Annotated in this window: 26 protein-coding genes and 1 CRISPR repeat array; of the genes, 15 read left to right on the top strand and 11 right to left on the bottom strand. The window is 42.0% G+C overall.

Going from position 1 to position 26,250, the window contains the following annotated elements; all coding sequences use genetic code 11:
• Positions 1 to 274 precede the first annotated feature (274 nt).
• The 4 genes from CYLST_RS25165 to CYLST_RS25150 all read left to right on the top strand — a co-directional run bounded on the left by CYLST_RS25165 (position 275) and on the right by CYLST_RS25150 (position 5,494).
• Positions 275 to 880: an esterase/lipase family protein gene (locus CYLST_RS25165; protein ID WP_015210562.1), complete on the top strand. Its 606-nt coding sequence runs from the start codon at positions 275 to 277 to the stop codon at positions 878 to 880.
• Positions 881 to 1,090: 210 nt separating this feature from the next.
• The gene (locus CYLST_RS25160) at positions 1,091 to 1,867 is read left to right on the top strand and encodes a TIGR00297 family protein (protein WP_041233890.1); all 777 of its coding nucleotides are present in this window, start codon (positions 1,091 to 1,093) and stop codon (positions 1,865 to 1,867) included.
• Between the two features lie 256 nt (positions 1,868 to 2,123).
• Positions 2,124 to 2,882, top strand: coding sequence for a peptidylprolyl isomerase (locus CYLST_RS25155; protein ID WP_015210560.1), 759 nt, complete (start codon positions 2,124 to 2,126; stop codon positions 2,880 to 2,882).
• A complete protein-coding gene (locus CYLST_RS25150; protein WP_015210559.1) occupies positions 2,831 to 5,494 on the top strand; it encodes a type I secretion system permease/ATPase in 2,664 nt (887 codons plus the stop codon). The genes CYLST_RS25155 and CYLST_RS25150 overlap by 52 nt, the downstream gene beginning before the upstream one ends.
• Before the next feature lie 63 nt (positions 5,495 to 5,557).
• Here the strand turns inward: CYLST_RS25150 and CYLST_RS25145 are convergent, their stop codons facing one another.
• On the bottom strand, positions 5,558 to 5,998 hold the full coding sequence (locus CYLST_RS25145; RefSeq protein WP_015210558.1) for a type II toxin-antitoxin system VapC family toxin: 441 nt from the start codon (positions 5,996 to 5,998) through the stop codon (positions 5,558 to 5,560).
• A complete protein-coding gene (locus tag CYLST_RS25140; RefSeq protein WP_015210557.1) occupies positions 5,998 to 6,312 on the bottom strand; it encodes a hypothetical protein in 315 nt (104 codons plus the stop codon). Before CYLST_RS25140 ends, CYLST_RS25145 begins: the two co-directional genes overlap by 1 nt.
• Before the next feature lie 232 nt (positions 6,313 to 6,544).
• Here CYLST_RS25140 and CYLST_RS25135 point away from each other — a divergent pair, with 232 nt between their 5' ends.
• From CYLST_RS25135 to CYLST_RS25115, 5 genes are all read left to right on the top strand, one after another.
• Positions 6,545 to 6,874, top strand: a complete 330-nt coding sequence (locus CYLST_RS25135) for a DUF4258 domain-containing protein (RefSeq protein WP_015210556.1) — start codon at positions 6,545 to 6,547, stop codon at positions 6,872 to 6,874.
• A gap of 2 nt (positions 6,875 to 6,876) precedes the next feature.
• Entirely contained in the window at positions 6,877 to 7,071 is a 195-nt protein-coding gene (locus CYLST_RS25130) for a YgiT-type zinc finger protein (protein WP_015210555.1), read from the top strand.
• A 185-nt stretch (positions 7,072 to 7,256) separates the two neighbouring features.
• Positions 7,257 to 7,958, top strand: coding sequence for a Uma2 family endonuclease (locus tag CYLST_RS25125; RefSeq protein WP_015210554.1), 702 nt, complete (start codon positions 7,257 to 7,259; stop codon positions 7,956 to 7,958).
• Between the two features lie 230 nt (positions 7,959 to 8,188).
• Positions 8,189 to 9,631 (top strand): CARDB domain-containing protein, encoded by a 1,443-nt coding sequence (locus CYLST_RS25120; RefSeq protein ID WP_015210553.1) that lies wholly within the window; start codon positions 8,189 to 8,191, stop codon positions 9,629 to 9,631.
• A 382-nt stretch (positions 9,632 to 10,013) separates the two neighbouring features.
• Entirely contained in the window at positions 10,014 to 11,426 is a 1,413-nt protein-coding gene (locus tag CYLST_RS25115) for a S8 family peptidase (RefSeq protein WP_015210552.1), read from the top strand.
• A gap of 328 nt (positions 11,427 to 11,754) precedes the next feature.
• On the opposite strand, the gene CYLST_RS25110 is transcribed toward CYLST_RS25115, so the two are convergent.
• Positions 11,755 to 12,258: an ISAs1 family transposase gene (locus tag CYLST_RS25110; protein WP_085960702.1), complete on the bottom strand. Its 504-nt coding sequence runs from the start codon at positions 12,256 to 12,258 to the stop codon at positions 11,755 to 11,757.
• On the opposite strand from CYLST_RS25110, the gene CYLST_RS25105 reads away from it, so the two are divergent.
• Positions 12,258 to 12,662, top strand: a complete 405-nt coding sequence (locus CYLST_RS25105) for a hypothetical protein (RefSeq protein WP_041233259.1) — start codon at positions 12,258 to 12,260, stop codon at positions 12,660 to 12,662. The genes CYLST_RS25110 and CYLST_RS25105 overlap by 1 nt on opposite strands.
• 254 nt (positions 12,663 to 12,916) lie before the next feature.
• Here the strand turns inward: CYLST_RS25105 and CYLST_RS25100 are convergent, their stop codons facing one another.
• On the bottom strand, positions 12,917 to 14,413 hold the full coding sequence (locus tag CYLST_RS25100) for a beta-barrel domain-containing protein (protein ID WP_041233887.1): 1,497 nt from the start codon (positions 14,411 to 14,413) through the stop codon (positions 12,917 to 12,919).
• Positions 14,414 to 14,496: 83 nt separating this feature from the next.
• Complete coding sequence (locus tag CYLST_RS25095) at positions 14,497 to 15,372, bottom strand: SDR family oxidoreductase (RefSeq protein WP_041233886.1); 876 nt, start codon at positions 15,370 to 15,372, stop codon at positions 14,497 to 14,499.
• 190 nt (positions 15,373 to 15,562) lie between these two features.
• Here CYLST_RS25095 and CYLST_RS36595 point away from each other — a divergent pair, with 190 nt between their 5' ends.
• Both CYLST_RS36595 and CYLST_RS36590 read left to right on the top strand, forming a co-directional pair.
• The gene (locus CYLST_RS36595) at positions 15,563 to 15,817 is read left to right on the top strand and encodes a DUF29 domain-containing protein (RefSeq protein WP_342663855.1); all 255 of its coding nucleotides are present in this window, start codon (positions 15,563 to 15,565) and stop codon (positions 15,815 to 15,817) included.
• Positions 15,765 to 16,067, top strand: a complete 303-nt coding sequence (locus CYLST_RS36590) for a DUF29 domain-containing protein (RefSeq protein ID WP_342663854.1) — start codon at positions 15,765 to 15,767, stop codon at positions 16,065 to 16,067. The genes CYLST_RS36595 and CYLST_RS36590 overlap by 53 nt, the downstream gene beginning before the upstream one ends.
• Before the next feature lie 254 nt (positions 16,068 to 16,321).
• On the opposite strand, the gene xth is transcribed toward CYLST_RS36590, so the two are convergent.
• Positions 16,322 to 17,104, bottom strand: a complete 783-nt coding sequence (gene xth, locus CYLST_RS25085; RefSeq protein ID WP_015210548.1) for an exodeoxyribonuclease III — start codon at positions 17,102 to 17,104, stop codon at positions 16,322 to 16,324.
• 564 nt (positions 17,105 to 17,668) lie between these two features.
• Between xth and CYLST_RS33715 the strand changes: the two genes are divergently transcribed.
• From CYLST_RS33715 to CYLST_RS25075, 3 genes are all read left to right on the top strand, one after another.
• The gene (locus CYLST_RS33715) at positions 17,669 to 17,857 is read left to right on the top strand and encodes a hypothetical protein (RefSeq protein WP_015210547.1); all 189 of its coding nucleotides are present in this window, start codon (positions 17,669 to 17,671) and stop codon (positions 17,855 to 17,857) included.
• 105 nt (positions 17,858 to 17,962) lie between these two features.
• Positions 17,963 to 18,988, top strand: a complete 1,026-nt coding sequence (locus CYLST_RS25080; RefSeq protein ID WP_015210546.1) for a zinc-dependent alcohol dehydrogenase — start codon at positions 17,963 to 17,965, stop codon at positions 18,986 to 18,988.
• Between the two features lie 356 nt (positions 18,989 to 19,344).
• A complete protein-coding gene (locus CYLST_RS25075) occupies positions 19,345 to 19,956 on the top strand; it encodes a hypothetical protein (protein WP_041233885.1) in 612 nt (203 codons plus the stop codon).
• A gap of 42 nt (positions 19,957 to 19,998) precedes the next feature.
• On the opposite strand, the gene CYLST_RS25070 is transcribed toward CYLST_RS25075, so the two are convergent.
• From CYLST_RS25070 to cas4, 5 genes are all read right to left on the bottom strand, one after another.
• Positions 19,999 to 20,370, bottom strand: a complete 372-nt coding sequence (locus CYLST_RS25070) for a hypothetical protein (RefSeq protein ID WP_015210544.1) — start codon at positions 20,368 to 20,370, stop codon at positions 19,999 to 20,001.
• Positions 20,371 to 20,795: 425 nt separating this feature from the next.
• On the bottom strand, positions 20,796 to 21,194 hold the full coding sequence (locus tag CYLST_RS25065; protein ID WP_015210543.1) for a carboxypeptidase-like regulatory domain-containing protein: 399 nt from the start codon (positions 21,192 to 21,194) through the stop codon (positions 20,796 to 20,798).
• Between the two features lie 480 nt (positions 21,195 to 21,674).
• Positions 21,675 to 23,741: a CRISPR direct-repeat array (repeat unit 37 nt; unit sequence GTTTCAATCCCTAATAGGGATTTAGATGAATTGCAAC).
• A gap of 265 nt (positions 23,742 to 24,006) precedes the next feature.
• The gene (gene cas2 / locus CYLST_RS25060) at positions 24,007 to 24,294 is read right to left on the bottom strand and encodes a CRISPR-associated endonuclease Cas2 (RefSeq protein ID WP_015210542.1); all 288 of its coding nucleotides are present in this window, start codon (positions 24,292 to 24,294) and stop codon (positions 24,007 to 24,009) included.
• A 260-nt stretch (positions 24,295 to 24,554) separates the two neighbouring features.
• A complete protein-coding gene (cas1d, locus tag CYLST_RS25055) occupies positions 24,555 to 25,559 on the bottom strand; it encodes a type I-D CRISPR-associated endonuclease Cas1d (protein ID WP_015210540.1) in 1,005 nt (334 codons plus the stop codon).
• A gap of 11 nt (positions 25,560 to 25,570) precedes the next feature.
• Positions 25,571 to 26,164, bottom strand: a complete 594-nt coding sequence (gene cas4 / locus CYLST_RS25050) for a CRISPR-associated protein Cas4 (RefSeq protein WP_015210539.1) — start codon at positions 26,162 to 26,164, stop codon at positions 25,571 to 25,573.
• Positions 26,165 to 26,250: the final 86 nt, after the last annotated feature.

Genomic DNA, 26,250 nt, shown 5'->3' with positions numbered 1-26,250 from the left:
ACTCTTTGCTTGCAAGCACTTGCAACTTGTTGATACCGAGAATTTATTATTAAATTTTACTGTAACTGAGAGCAAGATTCTGAAAGCTAGCTTAACAATAATTAACAATTCTTGGTTTATCTAGATATGGCGGTTTGAACTTTTAACTTACTGAATAGGCGGGCATCGCACCCAATTTTGCTTTTAAGCGGCAGTGATACTGTCACAGCCTGTAAGCGGCAATGGGTAGTAGTCGGTTAAATTTTCCACAGGCTTGTTTAGGAAAATTTTGTCGATGAATACCGAAAATCAACAGCGTAATCCCCTGTTATTAGTACACGGGATTGGGGATACAGGGGCAGTTTTCAATAAAATGGCACTTTACCTCAGACAACGGGGTTGGTCTGTGTATACCCTGGATCTAGTGCCCAATAATGGTGCTGTCGGTCTTGATGAATTGGCAAAACAGGTAACTGATTATGTTGCTTTGCACCTGCCACCAGAACAACCGCTGGATTTGGTAGGCTTCAGCATGGGGGGAATAGTCAGCCGATACTATCTCCAGCGACTAGGAGGAATTAACCGCGTGCAGCGGTTTATCACTATATCTTCGCCCCATAATGGAACTGTGATTGCTTATGGTTCGTTGCGTCCTGGCTGTGTGCAAATGCGCCCCAAAAGCCCATTTTTGTTGGATTTGAACTCTGATGCCCAGATGTTAAAGCAGTTGAACTTTACATCTATATGGACACCTTATGATTTGATGATTATGCCGGCAAAGAGTTCACAAATGCTTTTGGGGCGAGAAGTGATCTTGCCTGTAGCGCTGCACCCTTGGATGTTGACAGACTCTAGGACTTTAGCAGCAGTAGCAGAAGCATTGGCAGAACCGATTAATTAGGCATACATAATTAAATTTAAAATAAAAATTTTGTTCGTAGTGAGGGATTTATCGCTTCCTAGGTCATGCTATGGGAACAGCATGAGCATTTTAAGGACTAAAGTCCTTACTACGAGCAGTTTTTTAATTTTCCTACTTAAACCAGATCATAACTAGATCCTGTAGTGATTTTGTTGACATTTTGGCAAACCCATGAATGATTTATTACTCATGTTCTCTTTAATTAATTCTGTGAATCCTTGGTTGGTTGGCGTGGGATTAAATACAATTTTGTTGGGCATAGTGGCGATCGCACCCAAAAAATTGCTCACCCCAGCCGGATTATTCCATGCCTGGTTACTGGGGATAATAATTTGGGGCACACTCGGTTGGCAAGGATATCTAGTAGTAGGGTTCTATTTTGTCGTTGGTTCGGTTGTGACGCGCATCGGTATCGCCCAAAAAGAAGCTGAAGGAATTGCCGAAAAGCGTTCTGGGGCCAGAGGACCAGAAAATGTTTGGGGTTCGGCGTTGACTGGGGCGCTGTGTGCTGTGGGAGTCGGTTTAGTAAAGGGGGGATTGCTAGATCCTAGCCTCACACCCTTGCTGCTGTTGGGCTATCTGGCGAGTTTCAGTACTAAACTGGCTGATACCACTGCTAGCGAAGTTGGCAAAGCTTATGGTAAAAGTACCTATTTAATTACCACCCTGCAACCAGTACCCCGTGGGACAGAAGGAGCGGTAAGCTTGGAGGGAACTATAGCTGGTGTAGTGGCGTCACTGGCGATCGCTATTCTTGGCTGGGGAATTGGTTTGATTGATTTATTAGCAGTAGTTTGGTGTGTTCTAGCAGCTTTTATTGCCACCAATTTAGAAAGTGTGATTGGGGCAACATTGCAATCTAGATATACCTGGCTAACTAATGAAGTAGTAAATATTGTGAATACCTTAATCGGGGCAATTGCCGCTATCCTCATTGCCTTGACGTGGAAAAGTTTAATTGTCTGATAATTTACCAGATATTTGTGAGCAATTTGACAGAATCTCATATTGAACTGAATTGATAATAACAGTAAATTTGCTGGAATTTACTACATCGCCTGCTCTATAAAATACGAGTAATTAGGCGATTTTTTTTTGGAGAAATTTTAAAATTATTTATTTCATAGAATCTTTATCATTCTTGACTGTAACTTTCTGGTATTTTCTCTATCATTTAATTGAAAGTTTTATAGCTTTTTAATCTCTTCCAAGTGTTTATTTCATGGAATCTTCATCATTTTTGACTGTCAATGACCAGCCAATTACCATTTCACAAGCAGTAAAATATCTGCAAGCCTCCGGAAAAATGGGGCAGTTCATTGGCACAATTCTCCGCCAGCAAGTAATTGAGCAAGAAATAGAAACTCGCGAAGATATTGAGATTAGTCCCTCATTAGCTGAACAAACAATTATTGAGTTTCGGCTAAAAAATCAACTGAGTGACCCCAAAGCTTTTCAAGAATGGTTAAAAACTAATGGCAGCGATTACGCTACATTTCACGCCTCAGTTGCTTTTAGCTTCAAGTTAGAAAAACTAAAAGCTTTAGTTACAGAACCACAACTTCCAGAACACTTCATTGAAAGAAAGCTGTTTTTAGATCGGGTAGTACTTTCGCGCATTCTTGTTGATAATCGCGAACTGGCTGAAGAACTACAAACCCAAATTGAAGAAAGAGGTAGTTTTGAAGAATTCGCCAAAGAATATTCTCTAGCAGAAGAGCGAATTTTTAACGGCATGATGGGGCCAATTAGCCGGGGAACGCTGCCAGATATAGTCAGGGCTGCTGTGGATGCGGCAACTCCAGGACAGTTGGTAGGGCCAATAGAACTGGAAGGACGTTTTGCTGTGTTTCGAGTAGAACAATTTTTGCCGGCGTCTTTAGAAGATACTCAACTAAAACAAACACTACAAAATGAGTTGTTTGAGAAATGGCTAGGGGAGAAAATTCAAAAGCTGACGGTCAAATTAGAAGTGAGCTAAAACCTCTGGATAATCAATCTCTACAAGCAAATGTGCTAGCTTCTGTACCTTGGAATCAACCGCCGTTAAGCTGGCTTACAGATGTACAACAAACCCAATTAAAAAATCAGTTAGAAATCCGCCGCTATTGTCTTGGCGAAAAAATCTGGTCACAACAAACCGGAGGTTACCAATTCTTTATTGCTGTGGGAAAAGTCCGCTTGCGAGACGGCAGTGTTGGCAAACCTTTGGCGTCCCTAGAAGCGGGCGATTGGTTTGGCGACTTACAAAAGTTGCCTGCTGAGTGTAAAGCTGTAGCTGCTAGTAAAGAAGTAGTTGTTGTTTGTTGGGATTCGGCATTGTGGTCTGAATTTTCTACTCCACAAATTGATCAGTTTTGGGTAAGTTCAGAAGACGAGGAGAAAGAAACTTTTTCCCAATCTCCCAATCTTCCAATCCCCCAATCTGCCAATCCCCCAATCTCGCCATCCCCGACGCCGATCATCTCCAATTATCCTTTTGTTGCTAGCACGAATACGGCTGCTGCTTGTTTAACAATGATGGCGCAACAGTTGGAAAATGCTGTGCAACTGGAATGGGTGCAACGCCAACTCCGGGGACAACGCCCGAAAAATGTTGTGGAAGTAGCAGAAAAGTTAGGGTTTGTTTTGCGTCGGTTGCAAGTGAGTTGGAATGATTTGCGACAATTGTCGTTTCCTGCTTTATTGCTGTGGAATTCTGACGCACTCAGCACTCCCTCTTGGGTAGTGGTTTATGGTGTAAAAGGCTCCTGCTTAATTATCGCTAATCCCCTAAATCCCGATCGCACTTGCGAAAGTTTGCCGCAATCTGTGGTTGAAGCGTCTTGGGATGGGCAATTGTGGCAAGCCGAACTGATATCTAAGCAAGAACAATTCAACCTTGCTTGGTTCACTCCAGCGGTTTGGAAGTATCGGCGATTGTTGGCAGAAGTGTTGCTGGCGTCCTTTACGTTGCAGCTTTTGGGGCTAACGACACCGTTAATTACCCAAGTTGTGATTGATAAAGTGATGGTGCAGGAGAGTTTACCAACTCTGGATGTGATGGCGATCGCACTTTTATTAGTCGCGACGTTTGAATCTATCCTCGGCATCCTGCGGCTATTCATCTTTACCCACACAGCGCGGCGTCTGGATTTGAGTTTATCAGCCCAGTTATTTCGCCACTTAATGCGCTTACCCTTGGCTTATTTTGAGTCCCGCAGGGTGGGGGATACAGTAGCCAGAGTTCAGGAACTCGAACAAATCCGCCAGTTTCTCACCGGTACAGCCTTAACGGTGATACTCGACAGCATCTTTGCGGTGGTGTACCTAGTATTGATGTTTTACTACAGCATTCCCCTGACATTTGTGGCCTTGGCGGTACTGCCTTTATTTGCCACTTTAACAATTGTCGCGACACCAATTTTGCGCGGTTGGCTAAACGAAACATTTAACCGCAGTGCTGATAGTCAATCCTTTCTAGTGGAGACTGTGACAGGGATTCACTCAGTTAAAGCCCATGCAGCAGAACCAGTAACACGCGATCGCTGGGAAGGCTTATTTGCCCGCTTCATCCGCACAGGTTTCAAAGCCTCTACCACCTCCAACATCAGCAGCAACATTGGCGACTTTCTCACCAACTTATCTACCATGCTGATACTTTGGTTTGGAGCCAAGTTAGTCATTAAACATGACCTCACAGTTGGTCAATTAGTTGCCTTTCAAATGCTCTCAGCCAGAGTCACAGGCCCACTTCTGCGTTTAGTGCAATTATGGCAAAGTCTGCAACAAGTCTTACTTTCAGTAGACCGCATTGGTGATATTCTCAACGTTGCCCCAGAGGCTGAAGCCGGCACCGGTCTAGTTTTACCCCCCCTCAAAGGTGAAATTAGTTTTGAGCAAGTCTTTTTCCGCTACAAAGCCAACACAGAACCAGTGTTACGGGGCATCTCCTTGAACGTCGAACCAGGTCAATTTGTCGGCATCGTGGGGCGGAGTGGTTCTGGTAAAAGTACCCTGTCGAAGCTATTGCAACGCCTTTATCAAATTGAATCAGGACGCATCCTCATCGATGGTTTTGATATTAAAAGTGCAGATTTAGCATCTTTGCGGCAACAAATTGGTGTAGTTCTCCAAGAAGACTTTTTATTTAACGGTTCCATCTTGGAAAATATCACCCTCGGTAATCCTGATATTACCGCCGAGCAAGTGGTAGAAGCTGCTAGATTAGCTGTAGCTCACGATTTCATCAGTCAACTACCCTACGGTTACGAAAACAACGTCGGGGAAAGAGGCACAGCTTTATCTGGTGGACAAAGACAACGGATTGCTCTAGCGCGGTTATTTCTCTCCAACGCGCCAGTTTTAATCTTAGATGAAGCTACCAGCGCTTTGGATAGTGAAACCGAACAGCAAGTTTTACAAAATCTGCAAAAAGTCTCTACAAACCGCACAGTGTTTTTGATTGCTCACCGTTTTGCACCTCTCAAACGCGCTGATTTAATTTTGGTGTTGGAGAAGGGTGTAATTGCTGAACGTGGAACCCACGCACAGTTATTGCAGCAAAAGGGTTTGTACTGGTCACTTTATCAGCGACAGCAAGCGAATATTTAATATTAACCGCCGATAAACGCCAATAAATTATCCGTGTGCATTAGCGTTTATCTGCGGTTTTTTTCAAATCTTTGTTGGATGTACAGGGGTAATCTCATTCGCATAACGTGCAAAGTCTTTAAGATTAAAAGTAAGGATGTGGGTCAGTCCATGAGCGATTATGACTGCCACAAGCCTAGCATCATGAACATTCACACCCATTACCCCATACTTAAGTACAAGACGTTTCCATTCAGGGTAAATCTCAGGTATATCTGGCAGTATGGGGAAAAGTGTTTCTAAACGCTTTAGTTCTGCTTCAGCTTCAGCTAAACTCATTCCTAATCCGTTTCTTTCAACCGGACGGGTAGCACTGCGCCAAAACTCAACTAGATTTTGATGAGTTAGATAACAATCTTCTTTTCTTTGCCGAAGTATCCCCAGTGCATTCAACGCTTCCGTACACATTAGGTGGTTGGGCTGTGCCATTCTCAGTATAATGTTTGTATCAATAAGATACGCCACTAAATCTCCTCATCCTCATAGATACCTGCCCGACTTACGGCATAGTCAGATAAAGGAGGTATGTTTTGCTTATGTCTATAACTCCATTCATGCAGTGCTTGAAACCACTCTTCATCTGAGGCTGTTTCATAAAATGGACTTTCTGTGGTTTTTACTAACTTCTCCAACATGGCATCAAGATGAGACTTAATGGCTTCTGCTGGAAGACTTGTTATCTTCACTAGTGCTTCAGTAATTGTTTGTATTTCTTCAGGATGAGCTTCTTTAAACTCGTATAAAGCACTATTTTGACTATTAGATGTAGTCCTGTTCATAGGTACAGAAGAGTAATTGTCTCAATATCCCATTAGTAAAATAATATTATAAGTTTTGAGTAAGATGTTGACTTTTTATAGGTTGTGCTGTTATTTTGGATAGGTAGCAAAAAAAACATCTGCTGAATCTCTTAATATGTAGTCTTCTTTCCCAGATACGTCCGTAAAAACCAAAGATTGCCAATAACAAGGGAATCTTGTGTTTAACTTCACAACGGATGAGGAGGAAAAAATGGGAAACAGAAAGCAGCAGATACACAAGCTTATTTCCGCAGCGATCAATACCCGCACCTTCAATTTTACAGCCCATGCTGTGACTCAGAGTCAGCATCGCTGTCTTGTGTCCGAAGACATTTTTTATTCTGTCCTTAAGGGATCAGTATTGGAAGAACAGCAAGACTTAAATCGTGCGCCCAAATTTATAGTCTCTGGAAGAACTGAATTTGGTATGCGTTTAGAAACTGTTTGGGCATATAATGAGAGAAATGGTTGGGCTACGCTAATTTCCCTATTTAGCCCTGACACAAATCCTTGGAATAAAAGCCACATAAGAAGGAGGTAGCTGTGCTGCCTTTTGATGAATGCCCAGTTTGTGCTGGGCAAATAGTTGAACAAGAAGTTACTGAAATCATTTCAAGCGGCAAAAAAAAGGCCGCATTAAAATTATCCGCTTACGTTTGTTGTAGATGTTCTGAGAGATTTTATTCTTTGAAAAGCATCCAACATATTGAAAAAATTAGGGCTGAACTAGAAGGATAAACTCATCAAGGTGGGTATTATCTACCATGTGTTGATGGTGGTACAGAAGATTGTAGTTTACAAGTTTCAAGGCGCAAGAATAGAGCAAAGCCTACCCACCGATAAGCTGCGCGATTTACGGTGGGTACGCCAATGCCTAACTACAGCAGCTAAAATAAACCCATACCCACTGCTGTAAGCATTCCATGACCCTAGCGAAAGAATTAGCCTCTCCCCAAAATACCCCAGAAAATGTTATCTTTCCCCCAGGTGATTTATACAGTGACGAACCTCCCTTGGAAAGTGAACTGCATCTGCGACAAATAATCCTACTTTTCAAATGTCTAGAATGGTTATGGCGAGACAGAAATGATTTCTACGCGGCTGGCAACCTGACTATTTACTATAGTCCTAACCAACGCAAATCAGAATACTTCCGGGGGCCAGATTTTTTTGTGGTGCTGGACACTGAACGCAAAACCCGTAAAAGTTGGGTAGTTTGGGACGAAGATGGCAAATATCCGCATTTAATTCTGGAAATTCTTTCTGAATCAACAGCGAATACCGACAAAGATTTAAAGAAAAAGATTTATCAAGATACCTTCCGCACACCTGATTATTTTTGGTTCGACCCATATACATTAGAATTTGCTGGTTTTCACTTATTAGATGGTAAGTACGAACCTCTAGAACCAAATACCCAAGGGCATCTCTGGAGTCAGCAATTGGGTTTATATTTGGGAATATATCAAGGACTATTACGATTTTTTACCCGCGAAGGTGAGCTAGTCCCGACACCAGAAGAAACGGCAGAACAAGAAACCCAAAGAGCAGAACAAGAAACCCAAAGAGCAGAACGCTTGGCTGCAAAACTGCGGGAATTAAATATTGATCCAGATACAATTTAGCTGTTGCCGAATCGTTGCTAGAAATTTACGTAAATAAATAGTGAAGTTTGAGTAAAAAATAATATAAACCTTTAAATAAAATTACAATTAATCGATGTAGCATATTACATAACGACTGATAAAGATTTCTTTACCCACAAATATATCTTCCAAGCTCAAGCCTTTATAAATAGAGGCTTAATCAGTCATTACTGCCCAAATTTCCTTAAATCAACTAAGTAAAATAATCTATGGCCTCACCAGACCTGATAGTACAAAATGCTTCAACACCTCTTTCCGCATCTGCTGGTAGCACTTTCCAAGTGAGCTATCAACTCAAGAACCAAGGCACTGGTAGTGCGGGTACTAGCTATACTAAGTTTTATCTATCCTTGGACACCACTCTCAGCAGTGATGATTTGTACTTATTTGGTTACGATGACTTTTTCAGCAGCATTGGGGCTGGTAGTTCAATATCCAGAACAGCCCCAGTCAAAACCAATATTGCTACCGCACCAGGAACTTATTATTTACTATTTCAAGCCGATGGTGCTGGTTCTGTTGCAGAAAGCAATGAAAACAACAATGTTGTGGCTAAGGCTATCACCATTACTACCGCTCTCAGACCAGATTTGGTAGTCAGCTATATAAGTGCAGCTACTAAAATTGCCGCAGGTGCCACACTTTCATTCAACTATCAAATCAACAATCAAGGCAACGAATTCGCTGGTTCTAGCACTGCCGATTTTTATCTTTCTAATGATAATATTTATAGCAGTGATGATGTATTCCTAGGCTCTAACAACATTGCTAGCATTAACGCTGGTGGTAATAGCGGTTCTAAATCATACTCAGCTATTATTAATAGTAGCACCGCAGCAGGTAACTATTATTTATTGATTAAAGCCGATAGCGGTGCGGTGGTTGCTGAAAGTAATGAAACTAACAATATTACTGCTAAACCCATTACTATTACCAAGCCAGACCTGATAATAGAAAATGCCTCAGCACCTACTTCAGCCGTTGCTGGTAGCACTATCCAACTTAGTTATCAAATCAAGAACCAAGGAGATGCCACTGCTGCTGATAACTACACTAGGTTCTATCTTTCTAATGATGCAACTTACAGCAGTGATGATATTTCTTTAGGCTCTGACTACGTTGCCCAACTTAGTGCTAGTGGTATTCGTTCAGAGTCTTACTCGGCCACTATCGGCGCTAATGTCAATGCGGGTAACTATTACTTGCTTTATCGGGCTGATATCAATAATTATGTTTTAGAAAGCAATGAAAGTAACAATGTTTTTGCTAGGGAAATTTCTATTAGTATTCCCCAACCAGATTTGATAGTTGAAAATGCCTTAGCGCCCATTTCAGCCGTTGCTGGTAGCAACATCCAACTCGACTATCAAATTAAGAATCAAGGTAATGCTACCGCTGGTTCTAGCAACACCAATTTTTATCTTTCTAATGATAGTACTTATAGCAGTGATGACCTATTCTTAGGTTATGACAGTGTTATTAGTCTTGGGGTTGGTAGCTTTAGCTCTCAGTCATTCTCTGTCACCACCGACAGTAACACTATTGCAGGCGACTATTATCTGCTATTTCAAGCTGATGCCTCTGGGTTAGTTACAGAAAGTAATGAAATCAACAATTTTTCTGCTAGTGCAATTTCCATTACTGCTATCTAACATATCGTATTTGTGGGGTTTGGTACAGTAGATAACAGGTAACTAGAGTACAGTTAAGTCAGTGGATTAAGGCGTAAAAATTAAACCTTTTTGCGCCAGTTTTCTCCCACTACAATAAAAATGGTTGATACTCTTATTTTTTAATGCATATTTTTTCAAAAATATCAATAATAAAGTAATTTTTTTCCACTGAAAGCACGCTCCTCTATTTAAAATTACAATTTTTCTAATTTTATTTGTGATCAAAATAGCATTCTGCTACTGGATTTCATAGTATTTATTGGCAAAGGGAGATAGTTTGCGCCTTAAAACCTTTTTGGACAAAGTTTTTAACAGTTCATGCTGTCCCGCAGACATTGATACATTTGAGGATAAAATACTTATGTCTAATGATGGTATTAACGGTTATTTATCAAATAAAGGCTTAGATGTCGCTCCTATCTCTTCAGGTGATACCTTCAATATTCAGGGTGACCACAGTTTCAGTTTCAGTGGTCGTAGTAGCTCTAATTTAGCCAACGATACTGCTAAGGTTTCTAGTAGTGGGAACTATAACTCTCGCTCTGGGTATGGCTTGGTGAATGCAGCCGATGCTGTTAGTCGCGCTGCTGGTGAGGGAACTTATGGTGATGTGCCTAACATTGGGGGCAATAATTCAGGAGTAGATATGGTTAAAGCTCCTGAAGCTTGGGCACATGGATACACAGGTCAGGGAGTTGTAGTTGCGGTTATAGATACTGGGGTTGACTATAACCATGAAGACTTACGAAATAATATTTGGACTAATACCAAAGAAATCGCTGGTAATGGCATTGATGATGATGGTGACGGCTATGTTGATGACATCAACGGCTGGAACTTTGTGAGCAATAACAACAACGCCCTAGACGACAATGGTCATGGTACTCATGTTTCTGGCACGATCGCAGGGGAGAATAATGGTATTGGTATAACTGGTGTTGCATATAACGCCAAAATTATGCCTGTAAAGGTGCTGAATGAATCAGGTTCAGGCTCTTATAGTGCGATCGCTAAAGGCATTCGCTATGCTGTAGATCATGGCGCTAATGTAATTAACCTCAGCTTGGGAGGCAGTTTTTCTAACAGGACTCTCAAGTCAGCTGTGGAATATGCCAGCAGCAAAGGTACGATTGTTGTCATGGCCGCAGGTAATGATGGTGCTTCATCCCCAGGTTATCCTGCTCGCTATGCCTACAATACAGGCATTGCAGTTGGGGCCGTTGATCAAAATAATAACCTGGCTGACTTCTCTAACCGTTCTGGCTCCCAAGAAATCGCCTATGTTACAGCCCCTGGTGTCGATGTCTACTCTTCAGTGCCAAATAATCAGTATGACACTTACAGTGGCACTTCTATGGCTTCCCCCCATGTTGCTGGGGTAGTTGCGCTCATGCTCAGTGCTAACTCCAGCCTGACTGAGAGCCAAGTACGTCAGATGATTACAGGGAAGCCAGGAAGTAGCACACAAACTTTAACCTTTAGCCTGACATCTGAGCCAATTAATAAATCAGCAAAAACTACAGAACCCATAGCTGTACCGTCTGTTGTTGTCACCATTGGCGAAAATGGTTTGCCAGTGAAATTTGGTGATTATGAATTGCCAACAGTTGAGTTGGGCACCAGTTCTATCAGCAGTGAAAACCAAATTAGCAGTTTTGTAAGTTCAGCAGCCCAGCGGCAATTCCAGTATTACGACAATAGTTCCAGTAACAACAGCATTGGCAGCAATGATAATTATGATGCTGAAGAAATAGTCAAAAAACGCCAAAAATAGAATTAATAGTTAGTTGTGTTCTGAAATAATATCTAGGCATGGGGTGATAGTTCCCCTCTCCATGTCCCGATACTTTTTCGGGAGTCCTTAAATTAGCAACTTATGTCAGTTCTCGCCAAATGCCTTAGTAATATAAGATTTGTTTACAGGAATGGTGCACAACTAACGCATTTCTGTCATTGTGGGGCTGCCGATGCAATCCCAAACCCCTGTAAAACCATTATCATACGTAAGTTTTGGTTTAGTTTTTCTGAATCCCATAACAAAAACGACCAATTAACCAATTACTTTTTTCACTATTACTTAATTCACCCATTTTTAAGCAGGGCTATTTCATTCTAAATAATTGCTTGAGTGTGCTAAGACCAAAACAGGCAAATCTTTGTGCTTGAGCCATATTTTTAAAGTCATGATAACGGTAAAGATTTAGAGCTAAATTACGAGCTAGGGCAAAAATTTGAACTAATCCATTAGTACGGATTCGAGAATTATCTTCTCCTTGAGTCACATCTCGAACATAATGCACTTTGTTTTCAACATCCCAATAGCTGCGAATTTTTTGTGCAAAAACATCAGCCGTAACCGTGAATGAAGCAATATAATAACGAGTTTCAGTTTCAACTTCAATGAAATTTTGCTTGATAATTTGACGTTCAGACTCTACTCGAATTACTGTCTCTAGTCCTGGCCAATCACTTTGACCTTGATACTTGCAGATACTAACAGTACGTTTTTCGATTCGACCATGACCTTTATTAATTTGTAAGTCCGTCTGGTCTGGTTGAAAATTTGCTTCCACATCTTTAAGTAACCCAGATTGATTACCTTTCAATGCACCGATGTGATTATCGTGGTGATTCTTCGTCGGTAGATAGTCATTTTATATTGGTTAATCCTGCTAGGATTTCTAGTTGTCCCAGTGGGAAGGAATGGAAATTAGAAGAAAAGGGTATTTTAGAATTTAGTGATCCTTTTTTGCAGCTTCCATTGAAATTAGAAGCGACTTTAGAAGAATTACCGGATTTTGAGGGAGATGAGGAAGGTTATAAGTTAGAAGTCCAAAAGTTGTCTAAACAGTTGGATGATTTGAGGTTTCAGTTAAAGCAGTCTCAGGAAGAACAAGAAAAGTTGGAGTTGCAAATAAGAAAAATTCCGGTTTTGAGAGATTTTGTTTATTTGCAAATTGATTTAATTAAGGTGCGCTTAGAGTCTTTGGAGAATCGGAATATTCGCTAATCTAATATTTTCTATTTATATTTATAGGACTTATTGCATTGACAAATAATGCTAAATATGTGAGTGGGTTTTCTTCATTGAAAATCTTAATCTGTGCGTTAGGGAACGCACCCTACAATAGATGTTTATTGTGACACGCAGCTTTAGTCCTATTCATATCTGGTGCCAGAGGATTACAGGGATTTTCAGGTAAATAGACCACAGGGTAGGGGCAGGCAAGATGCCTGCTCTACAAAGATTAAAAATTAGAAAATCTATCTGACAGAGAATGCCTCGCTAAAGCGGCGAGTAATTGGCTCAACAATGAAGGTCAAAATTGACTTTTTGCGAGTGACGATTTCTCCATTTGCCGCCATACCTGGGGTAAATGCTACTTCTTGACCCCGAACGTTGATTGAGTGTTTGCTCAACTTAATTCTCGTGGGGAAAACTAAGCCTAATTCTTTATCAACAATTGCATTTGGGCTGACTTGTACAACTTCGCCCTCGATGACGCCAAATTCTTGGAAGGGGAAAGTGGCCATTTTCACTTTTGCTTTCATCTTCTGACGAATAAAGCCAATATCGCGGTTCAGGACTTTCACCTCTAACTGCATTTCTTCGCCTTCGGGTAAGATTGACAGCAATTCTTCACCAGATTGTACTGGCCCGTTAGTGGCTTTGATTCTGTAAATCGTACCTGCAACGGGAGCCTCGATACTTTCTAAGGCTTTCTGCTTTCTTGCTTGCTCCAGTTGACCGGCGATGGTGGTGAGGTCTTCTTTGCGTTTGTTGATTTGGGTCAAAATTTCACTTTGGCGTTCTGATGCCAACCGTAGCCCTTGATTACGCGCAGCTTTATAAGCTTGTTCGGCTTGGCGAATTTCTTGGAATTGGGCGGCGATATCTTTTTCTAAAGATGCAACTTTGTCTTGAGCTTCTGTTAACCGATTTTGGGCGTTGGTAACTTCGTCTTTTGCTCTGGTGATTTCTGTTTTGGCACGAGTTAATCTTTCTTGGGACTCCAGGTAATCAATTCGCGGTACAGCGCCAGGAATAACTAGAGTGCGTAAGCCTTCTTCTCTTTTTTGAGCGATCGCTAAATTACTCTCAATTCTAACGCTGATGCTTTGGGCGTTACTCAGGTTTTCTTGAGCGTTGGTAACGCTGGTTTTGGCGTTAACTAAGTTATCTTGCAGGCGAGTGGCGCGGACTTTGGCTTGATTGATTAGTGATAATTGACGGTTTGCTTCTGCTGCTGCTGCTGCTTGACGCGCTTGATAGTCTAGCAACCGGGCGTTTAACAGTTCATCTTGCAGTTTTGTCCCGGCATTTTTGCCCCCGATGCGTTCTGCATCCAAACGTTGCAAGTCGTCTTGAATCAATTTGCTAGATTTGGCAAAGCGGGCGACATCGGTTTGTTGTAAATCTGGATCTCGCTGAATCAGCACTTGTCCTTTAGTAACGCGATCGCCTTCTTTCACCTTCACGGCCAAAATTGTCCCTCCACCCAAGGCTGTGACCGGTCTTACCTGTGTGGAAGCGATTAATTCCCCTGGTGCTGTGGCGACTTCGTCAATTTCTGAGAAATGTGCCCAGGCGATCGCTCCAAATACTACAACGCTAATCGTTCCCGCTAATAATCTGAAGTAGAGCGGTGGTAATTCCTGAACCGCCTTTCCTAATTCATAGGATAGTTGTTCCTCTGGTTTAGCGAATCTCTCTTTGGTCTGACGTGCTTGTGCAGCATTTGCCGCTAGGGAATATTTCATAGATTTGGTAATAGGTAATAGGTAATAGGTAATTGGTAATCGGTATTTTTTCATCACCAATTACCAATCACCCATAACCCAATTCAATCTGCTAGATAGCGGCGGACAAAATTTTCTAATGTCTCCAATCGAAAGTTAAAAATCCTTTCTAAATTGGTAATTTCCTCTTTTGTACAGAAAAATTCATTAGCTAACAAAGTGCGAAAGGTTCCCAAACCTTCCTTTGCTTGGGGATTAAATAAACCCAGGGCACCGCGTAATCCATCAATAGCAAAAAGTGGTGAGTTAATTACTACAGGGTCTTTGTGGAATATGCGGCTAAAAATTCGGGGAATATCCTCTCGCAATAAAACATCTGGCCCTCCCACTGGAAAAATCTGGTTACGAGCGCCTTCAGTTGTTATAGAATTCACTACTAACAAAGCTAAATCATCAGTACTGACAATTGAGGTACGGTTTTTGGGGTCACCGATGAGTAGATACAAACCCGTTTCGCGAAACCGTTCTGCCAGTGGTAGCAAGTTTGATGCTAATCCAGCCGGGCGGAAAATTGTGTAATTTAAGCCACTGGCTTGCAGATATCGTTCTACTGCCCGTTTGGCTTTGAACACAGGAGCATCTTCATATCCTCGGTCGGCACCCAGTACGGAAATGAAGACAAAGTGTTCGACTGCATTGGCTTTTGCTTGGTCAATGAGTTCAATATTAGCGCGATAATCTAGAGATAGAGCATCGCTATCAGAACCGTGGGCGCTGATCATGTATTTAACGCCCTGACAAGCTTTCTGGATATCTTTTTCTCGCTGCAAATCACCGATGAAGATATCAGCACCCCGGTGTTCTAACTCGCTGTAACGCGATGTAAGCCGGACAAATGCTCGCACAGACTTTTCCTGTTGGCGCAAAAGTCGCACAACTCTGCGACCAATATCTCCTGTTGCTCCAGTGACTAGATACATAGCTTTTGGATTTGAGTATGGGGCAGGGGGTATAGGATATTGGACAGTGAGCATTAATCATTGTTCTGATCATCTGCCTCATCTATCCTTCCCTAGTTCAGTTTAATCACTATTTTCCCCGCAGAAAATTCCCAAAATCACAGTCATCCCATTTTGTCTACAATGAAAACGTTGCGGTTAAACAAATCTGATGCACATCCCAGAAATAAATCCAAAGACAGCGATACCTGTATTCAGCCTCTACGCAACTGATTTTTATGCTTGGACACAGGAACAAGTATCCTTACTCCGCAACCATCAATGGAGTGAAATTGACTTGCAAAATTTGATTGAGGAAATTGAATCTTTGGGAAAACAGCAACGCCAAGAACTGCGAAATCGTTTTCCTTCTTTTGATTGGACATTTGCTGAAATGGGAGTTTCAATCACAACGTCGCAGTCGTAGTTGGTTAGCAACCCTTCGCATTCAACGCCTAGATACGGCTGAACTGCTTGAGGAAAATCCCAGCCTTAAATCTTATCTTGAGGAGGTACTTGGTAAAGCTTACCTGAGAGGTGTGGAGTTAGCTATTAGAGAAACAGACTTGCCTAGTCGCACTTTTCCCTCTGATTGTCCTTATAGTTTAACGGAGATATTGTGCGATCGCTTTTATCCTGGTGACAAGAGCGAATTATTGAGCGAGTTGGAATCGTGAACCGCACTATAGGCAAATATGGTCTACGGAAATAACCCTAAACGAATCCATAGTTGTCGGGCGATTACTTGCGACTGACTGTTTATCACCAGCAATGGCACGATAAGATTTTTCACCACTGGCATTTGATATAGGCAAGATAGCTACTGTAGTCATAATGCTTACCTAGGGTGTTTCCTGTTGATTAATTATAGGCTTTTGCATGGTGGCGATCGCTTCATGAAGCGATCGCATTCCTTGCACTCCTGACTCACCTAAAACTCGACAATCACTGGTGTATGGTCGCTGGGTTGGGTCAATTTGCGCGGTTCAACATCAATAATGCAACTTTGAGCCTTTTCATATAAAGCGGGTGTCAGGTAGTGATGGTCAATCCGCCAGCCTAAATTGCGCTTGAAGGCACCGGTGCGATAGTCCCACCAGCTATAATGTCCGCCTTCTGTGGTGAATTTGCGAAAGGCATCGGCAAATCCTAAAGCGAGTATATCTTGTAAGGCTTGGCGTTCTATCTCCGAAGCCATGATGTGATTTTCAGTTTTAACTTTGTCGTGAATATCTTTAGCTTCTAGGGCAATGTTAAAGTCGCCACAGACGCAGATGGCTGGTTGGGACACCAGAAGTGTACGCAAATATTCTCGCAATACTGTTAACCAACTGAGTTTGTAAACGTATTTCTCGCTACCGACGGCTGAACCGTTGGGAACATAGAGATTGACAATCCGAATTCCGCCAATAATCCCAGTAATTACCCGCTTTTGCTCATCCCATTCTGGTGATATGTCTGGCAAGATTGCTTTGAAACCCGTAGTTACGTCTAGAAGCGGTTGGCGGCTAATGAGAGCAACGCCGTTGTAAGCCTTCTGTCCCGAAATATAAAGGTGATAGCCTAATTGTTCAAAAGGTGATCGCGGAAAATCAGCATCCACCACCTTGGTTTCTTGCAAGCAGAGGACATCTACAGGATTGGGTCCCAACCAATCAATAACCTGTTCTAAGCGGGTGCGAACCGAGTTGACGTTCCAAGTAGCGATTTTCATTAGTTAGTTATGGGTGTGTCGATAAGTGAAGAATTATAAATCATGTGAACTTTTCCTGATTAATTAATATTAATAATTTATATTTTCATTTAGCAATTTCCCCTAACATAGGTGCTGAGTAATTGATCCCATCACATAATTTAGTATTTTCAGCTACAAATTTAGCAATTTTGTAGGTTTGGCTACAATAAATTCTAATTGCTTATGATCCCCAAGATAGATGAAAAGAGTAAACAATAGGTAGTAGCTTTAGATTGTGGTTGTTTATCGGCTGTTGCTGATGCTCTAACAATATATTTGGTGCTGATTGGGGGCTACAGTTAACCGAAATTGTGTTTGAGTAAGTCAGTGAAGTTAATTTAAATTTCCCAGGAGTAAGCACAAATGCTCTATCCTCCTAAAATGAGGTTAGTCATAATATCTCTGAAAAAGGATCTATTAAGAAATTCTTAAAGATCCTAGAGCATGAAATGGTGGCATTGATATCGCCAAGATTCGGTTTTAATCAACAAACTTTTTTTGCTTGTCTTAAACAATAATTTTTTTAAAAGGAGGACATTGGTTATGAGTATGAGAGCCAACACTTGCCCATGCTGCGGTGGTTCTGTTCTGCGTCATGTCCGTCATGGTGAACTGTATTGGTTTTGTGTGTCGTGCCGACAAGAAGTACCACTATTCACTATAAATCGTGCGTCGAATATCGAAACCCGAAATCTGGGAAAAATTCCTCAGCCTGTGGTGAAATCTTTGTAATCAAAAATTGAGCCTGAGAGAAATTCTCGGTACAACGTTGTTATGGACTTAAGAAGAGACTCTACCTGATAAAATCGGGTGTAGCTAATTCATCGGTTAAAAGCTTTGTTAGCAGCGTTACTTTACGGCCAAGAAGATTTACGCCTAGAGGAAGTCGCTGACCCTACCCCGGCGGCTGGCGAAGTGGTGATCCAAGTGGGGGCAGCCACTACTTGCGGTACAGATTTGAAAGTTTGGCGTCGTGGTGGTCATGCGAAGATGCTGAAACCACCAACGCTGTTTGGTCATGAAGCAGCGGGACGAATTGTGGCTTTGGGTGCTGGTGTCAGGAGTTGGCAATTAGGCGATCGCATCGTTGCAAATAACTCTGCACCATGCATGGAATGCTTTTTTTGTCAACGTCAAGAATATTCCCTCTGTCCGAATTTGACCTGGAATAATGGCACTTTTGCCGAATATCTGAAGATTCCCGCGCCGATAGTCCAGCAGAATATGTTGCCGATTCCCGATGATTTGCCTTGGGAATTAGCAGCGATGACCGAACCTTTAGCTTGTGTGTTGCATGGCATCGGGCGTTCTCATGTCAAAGCTAAAGATCGCGTTGTCGTCTTGGGAGATGGGGCAATTGGACTAATGTTTGTGGCGGCTTTGGCTGATCAAACCGAGGTGTTGCTGTGGGGAGGAAGTGACCACAGGTTAGAAATTGGTAAGAAACTCGGTGCGGCGCAAACTTTTAATTATCATCAAAATCCCGATATTGCCGCTGTGGTGAAAGAATTAACCGCAGGATGGGGTGCAGATGTGGTGATTGAGGCAACTGGTGTCCCTAGTGTTTGGGAAATGGCGATCGCCTGTGCCCGTCCTGGTGCAACTGTAAACTTATTTGGCGGCTGTCCACGGGATACGACAATTACCGTGAATACAGAACAACTACACTACAGCGAACTCACCCTCAAAGGCGTATTTCACAACACACCAGAGTACGTGCGGGCAGCGCTGTCATTGATAGCTAGCGGTAGAATTCCCTTTGAGTTACTGATCAGCGAACACCGCCCATTGCAGGATTTAGCACAGGTGTTTAATGACATGAAGGCGCGTAAAGTAATTAAAGTAGCGCTAACACCCTGTTAACTCTCTCCTCCAAATGTCTACCGTGTACACACAAATTATCCGATTACCCAAAATTCCGCCAAAACCTCACCCTGGTTTTGCTATGCAAAACCTGTCCCTCTCCAACGCATAGAGAGGGATGTCCGTCAGGACAGGGTGAGGTTTTGCTTACTCTGTTCGATAAAGCATCAATTGCATTAAGAGAGACTTGTGTGTACACCTGCCTCCAAATGTAGAGACGTTGCCTGCAACGTCTCTACTATTACAGATTTTTTTCTGGCGAAGTTTAATGCAAGTGAAAAAACGGGGCAGACTATGATTACCGCGTTTTAATTAGCGCCCAATGGGGAATTGCCATGTCAGTCTTGAATCGAAAAATGCTCAAAAAATCTCTACATAAGTTTTTGATTTTGCCTTGTTCTCTAGTCCCCTGGCTGTCGGTGGGAATGCTGTTTGATTCACCAGTTAAGGCTTTACCAGGGCAAAGTACAGAAGAAGTAACTACGTGGATTCAAGCACATCCGACCCTTCGCCCCAACAGTGGTGAGAAATTATTTGTGCAAAAGAGTGATACAGCTGCCCAGCGATTCACCTTTCAAGCGTCGGTATTACCTCCCGGTAGGGTGCAGTTTACCAAAAACCGCAGCCAAATTCGCACTGAACGCATGACTATGTATGACGGTATTAATGGGATTACCTTCCAGCGCTTCCAGGAGTCTTTGCGGGTAATTTATGGCTTGGATATTTATCAAGACTATAGTCGCGCCCAGGTAATTTACCAATATCCTAACCAAAGTGCGATTAATTCGGCGCGTCTGGCTAAAACTCCGCTGCGGGAAGCTTTACGGGGAGAATTGCGAGTTGGCGATCGCTTTGCCTATTGGGTAGAAGTGCCCCAACCCAAGACAGGTAAAGCGATAACAGGTCAAATGACAGTTTTGCTAAAAGCTGATTTAGATAAGTTAGAAGCGGAACTGCGAAACCGTTAACCCGATGAAGGCTGAAGGCTGAAAAGATGTAAATTTCATCCTTCACACTTCATTGATCAGCTTCCCTCCAGCAGGTAGGGTTTGCCATGTTCCCGAAAAGATACTTTCTGAAGCTAGAGAAATTCGCTGCAAATCTTCTTTCAGCAGTGGCGGCCAATCAATGCCTGCTTTGCGCCCTGCGGCAAACATCTGTTGAGCCTTAACACCTAACTGATAGAGGGCAAATGCCAGTTCTCTATCTAGGCTAGAGGCTTCTTTCAGCGCTTCAAACACAACTTTCAACGCTAACAAAATCGAGGTAATCTGACCTGGAACCGGGGATTTTCCCTGTCTCAGACGGTTTAACAGGGCATCTGGGTTTTCCTCGGTTACTGTCTGGTCTATGAGGAGTTTGCGGGCTGTTTCGTAATTCATGCATCCAGCTTACCGCAGTTTCTGGTTACGTAGTTATACTTAATATTTTCGGGAGAATCGGGATCTGGTTCCGATTACTCCATATATTCCCCGTTTTTTCTATCCCTAATAGTTTGAGTTGCGGGTGATTCGTCAGCGGCACAATGCTGAAGGTAGATCAGAATTATTTGGCGATTCAAAACTGAAAATGTCAAAGTTATCCACCTTAGCCATAATGGTGACCCACGAGATACCGAGGGCGCGGCGTTGAAAGGCTCAATGCTTTGCTACAGGCTAGAAGCCAGTTGAATACAGCAGTCGAATTGGTAAAGGTTCTAGCTAGTTCTAATTAATGCTAGTTAATGCTAACTAGAACGTTTCTACTAATTAAAGCGCTTTTCTTTTGGCAGGAAAGCTAAACACCTATCAACAGATCTGCCGCTTATTCAAGTACCTATAAAGTTAGCAATATGGCGATCTGAACGGCGACCTGGCAAAAAGGTGGAATCCACAGGACTGAAGCTGTATCCAGTCTTTGAGGGAGTGACAACACAAAAGTAAGCAATATCTACTTCCCCTAGAGAAACTATGTAGTTACCATTAGCATCTGTGGTAGTAGAGTTACTTTCATCTGGATTACTTAAAGTTACTGTCACACCAGGAAGAGCTACTCCAGCACTATTAGTAACTGTACCTTTAGCTGTGCAGAAGCGTGACTCTATAACTTGGGCAGAAACTGAAGTTGCACCTAATAATAGGGAGGAGATGAGACAAAATGGTGTAAGAAGCTTGATACTTAAGCTTGGTTTTGAAGTTTGATTTAAAACACAATTCTCTCTTTTCATTTTACTGGAAGAGTATACTTAATTACCCTGACATTATATTGAGTTTTTACTAAAAGAACAATATCATCCACGGAAATTACATATAGATTTAAAATGGAGTTTATTTATGCCTGATTTTTTCTTACTCTAGATAGATTCACAATTTACACAATTTTTGTTTTCTGTGGATTGTCCTTTTTTTGCCTTCTGATTGTTGTTATTGGCGTCACTGTGCCAATTTGGGAAAACTGGACGCTAATAGTTTCGTAATTCATGCATCCAGCTTACCGCAGTTTCTGGTTACGTAGTTATACTTAATTTGACCGGGAGAATCAGAATCTGGTTCCGATTACTCCATATATTCCACATTTTTTCAATCCCTAATAGGGATTTAGATTGAATTACGAACAAAAAGATCCCCGACTTCTTCAAGAAGTCGGGGATCTGAGCCTCTCTCTGGAAAGCAAATCAAATAGGATTGCTATACTTACTGAATTTTGAGTTTCAATCCCTAATAGGGATTTAGATGAATTGCAACTGATGCAAGGTCAGCCAGTAGCGATACTTCCCGCTGAGTTTCAATCCCTAATAGGGATTTAGATGAATTGCAACAAATTGGTCAAAGGTGCTTTCGGGGATTAAGTCGTTTCAATCCCTAATAGGGATTTAGATGAATTGCAACCTTCTTGCGAAATGTTACGAGTTACCCGCTTCCGATGTTTCAATCCCTAATAGGGATTTAGATGAATTGCAACCACACAATCCTTTTTATATCCTGGGTTTCGTCTAGTTTCAATCCCTAATAGGGATTTAGATGAATTGCAACCTTGAAAAGAACTTTTAGCACTATCAAAAAATCAGTTGCGTTTCAATCCCTAATAGGGATTTAGATGAATTGCAACGGGTTTGCAGATGGCGATCGCGCTTCTATGGAAAGGTTTCAATCCCTAATAGGGATTTAGATGAATTGCAACTCGCACATTTGTAAATCAACCTCCACGGGTACGTCATAGTTTCAATCCCTAATAGGGATTTAGATGAATTGCAACCTGTGTCTGCTGCCTTGGCTCCACTGGCAAGTTTCAATCCCTAATAGGGATTTAGATGAATTGCAACACTTTCTGCTTCGTCCAGTGATCTAGCAATTTCATACGCGTTTCAATCCCTAATAGGGATTTAGATGAATTGCAACCCTTCTCCTTCTGTAATGTCTAGGTCTGCTAGAGTAAGAGGTTTCAATCCCTAATAGGGATTTAGATGAATTGCAACTTCCCCCAGGCGCTGTAGTCGCGTTTAACTGCAAGGTTTCAATCCCTAATAGGGATTTAGATGAATTGCAACCAGTTTTTACTAGCTGGGCTGAAAATAATTCTGAGTTTCAATCCCTAATAGGGATTTAGATGAATTGCAACGATTGCATCAAAAATAATCTTGCTACTTTAAATGAAGAGTTTCAATCCCTAATAGGGATTTAGATGAATTGCAACCCATTGGGATGTCTCCTTAGTTGTTATTTATTCAGGTTTCAATCCCTAATAGGGATTTAGATGAATTGCAACTAAATCATTTTCATAGGCTGGAAGAGTAGAGTTTAAGTTTCAATCCCTAATAGGGATTTAGATGAATTGCAACGGCTCACCTAACTTGCTAGGGTTGTTCTTAGCCACGTTTCAATCCCTAATAGGGATTTAGATGAATTGCAACATATCTGCTTTCTTGTTGGCATAGAACAAGTCTGTGGTTTCAATCCCTAATAGGGATTTAGATGAATTGCAACAAGTTAGGGTTGTCATTGAAGAATACTGCAAAGTTTCAATCCCTAATAGGGATTTAGATGAATTGCAACGCGATGCCCAAATCCGTTGTATCTCTCCAATTGCCACGTTTCAATCCCTAATAGGGATTTAGATGAATTGCAACAAAGAACAATGCAGTCTGCCGCATCGCTAGGCGCGTTGCGTTTCAATCCCTAATAGGGATTTAGATGAATTGCAACAATCTTATAATCGAAGCAGATCCTGGGAATCCTAAGTTTCAATCCCTAATAGGGATTTAGATGAATTGCAACGATAAAATCCCGTTGTTTGTCACTTACGCCTAGAGTTTCAATCCCTAATAGGGATTTAGATGAATTGCAACCGGTTTAAGCGGTTATCAATAGCACTGTTACCATTGTTTCAATCCCTAATAGGGATTTAGATGAATTGCAACTCGTCTTCATCAGTCTCATAATTGATGCTGATTGGTTTCAATCCCTAATAGGGATTTAGATGAATTGCAACTGGTTTGGTTGGCGGGAAGCTTTATTGAGATACAGTTTCAATCCCTAATAGGGATTTAGATGAATTGCAACCAGGCATATTGTTAACTAAATGGCTAATTACATCAGTTTCAATCCCTAATAGGGATTTAGATGAATTGCAACTCCAGTCTCCATGCTTGGCTTTGCTGGATTTTTCGTTTCAATCCCTAATAGGGATTTAGATGAATTGCAACAAGCTAAATTAAAGAAAGCTGGTTTCTCGGTTACCGTTTCAATCCCTAATAGGGATTTAGATGAATTGCAACCGCTGGGGTCTGGAAGCCTTACCATATTTAGTTTTCAAGGTGCAGTTGCGCGGATCGATCATCAATATACCATTCCAGCCATCGATTTGAAAAGAGGGAGTAAAATAAAAACGCTGAAACCCTTGTGATGTAAGCTTTTCAGAGTTTGCGCGGATCGATCTTAAGTGAAAAAGGCTGGAAAACCTTGCTGGGGTTGGGATACAAGCATTTTTTTTCGCCATCAAATTTCTACACCCACCCATCCGCGCAAAAAACGTCCGAAACCCTAGCTAGAAGGGGACTCTGCAAAAAAGATAGTTTCGTCCCGTGGTTGTTCGCCGCCAATGCGTTCGATTTTTCCCTGACAACAGGCGCAGAGAAAGTAAAAGCGAACGCTGTCAGTATCCGGTTTAATTAGTTTAGCTAAACGCGATCGCATTTTCGCATATTGGGTAGGCGTCAAATCGCACTCAAACACAGAATACTGCATCCACTGTCCATAAGACTTGAGAACCGAATGAATCTTAGTCCGGCGCTTATCTTCAGAAATATCGTAACTCACAACAATATACATATATATATAGATGGTTTGTGGAACAGATAAAACCTCACCCTGGTTTTGCTATCGCAAAACCTGTCCCTCTCCTTGTGAAGGAGAGGGATGTCTGTTGGGACAGGGCGGCAAAACCCCCTCCTATCCTGGGCGTTCACGAATTATTCTCGGAGAGGGATGTCCGTTAGGACAGGGTGGCAAAACCTGTCCCTCTCTATGCGTTGGAGAGGGATGTCCGTTAGGACAGGGTGAGGTTTTTCGCTAAACCGAAAGACGACGAATTACTTCAAAACCAAAGGCGGATATTTATCAACTTCACCCATGAGATATTTACCCAAAAACCTCGCCTGAATTTCAAAAGCTTCTTGGTAAGTGCATTTCGTTCCCATAACCGGATGCTTGAAACTCGACTGCTTCTTTTGCTGGTAAGCCGTGAGAAAAATCCGCAGTCCTTCCTTGGTTAAATTCACAGCACCGCTCAGGGGTTCAGTGATAAAATGATCTGGAATTAGCGATCGCTTATTGATCAGCGACAACACCATCCCATCCACCACCAACGGGCGAAACTCTTCCATCACATCCAACGCTAAAGAAGGTCTACCATATCTCTCAACGTGCAAGTATCCGAGATATGGGTCAAAACCCACAATATTTACAGCACTTTGGACATCGTGACGCAGCAAAGAATAGCCAAAACTCAATAAAGCGTTAACAGGGTCAGTCGGTGGACGGCGGTTTCTCGTGGAAAATTCAAACTCTGAAGTCTTTATCAACTTGTCAAAGCAACCAAAATAAGCTGCACTCCCCGCCCCTTCTAGCCCTCGGAGCGAATTTATTTTGTTAGTCTGGTTAATGGGTGCGATCGCATTTTCCAACCGAGTAATCTGAGAACTCAAGTTAAGATGAGCATATTCTCGTTGGGCGCGAAGTAAAACCTGGCGGTAATTTTTCAACTTTCCCCGCACAAAACCCCTAACTAAATGTATCGCTTGGGGTGATTCTCCCGCCGCTTCCCATTGTGCCTTACGAATGAAAAGATTTTTTGTCACTTCCGGTTCTAAACGCCCTAAATATTTGCCATTTTCTGTCAGAAAAGTTAAACAAATCTGGTTTTTTAAGAGTTCCGTAATTACCGCCGGTGAAACAGTCGCCCGACCTAAAACGACAATACCGTTAATTTTAATTAAAGGTACATCCAAAATAGTTTTTTTCTCAGCCTTCACCGTCAGACGTTCATCAACCTTGCCGATAAATGCGTCGTTTTCGATCACGTAAACTGTACTCATGATTTCACCCCTTAATTAGCTTCTTGGTAGTGCTGGATTTTTTCAACTGCTTTGGGCAGACAATGAGATTTAAGGCTGCATCCTTGACAACGCCTGCTGTAAAAAGGTTTTGGCATGATTCCAGTGGTTAAAAGGCTAGTGACAGATTCAATTGTGGCGATCGCGCTTTGCCGCAACTCCGCCGAAATCTCCACTAATTGACGTTGATGAGATTGGGCATAATAGATATAACCAGTAGTAACAGTTTTTCCCGTCATCTCTTCCAAACATAAAGCTTGGGCGCAAACTTGCAACTCATCATTATCCCATTCACCCTTATGTCCCCGCTTATATTCCACAGGGTAAAATTCACCAGATTCCACCTCAATCAAATCTGATTTACCAATAAGTTTGTATTCTTCAGACTTCAGCCAAATTGCCCGAACTTGCCAAACATCATCCCGATTTCCCTCACCCACCGTATGAACTCGTTCATGTAAACTTGTCCCTTCAATTGTGTATTGATTATCGCTAAACTCACCCGCACAAATCATCCGCCAACAGCGATGCGGACAATAGGCATATTGATTCAATGCCGCAATAGGAATGTATTCGATATCATTCATAAATGCTAATTAATTGTGAATTATTGCTAATTTATCGACAAAAATCCCGCCAACCCAAGTTCGCACAACGGGGGAAAAATACGCTC

This window comes from Cylindrospermum stagnale PCC 7417, assembly GCF_000317535.1.
GTDB classification, from domain to species: Bacteria; Cyanobacteriota; Cyanobacteriia; order Cyanobacteriales; family Nostocaceae; genus Cylindrospermum; species Cylindrospermum stagnale.
This window is presented reverse-complemented; position numbering and strand designations above follow the sequence as displayed.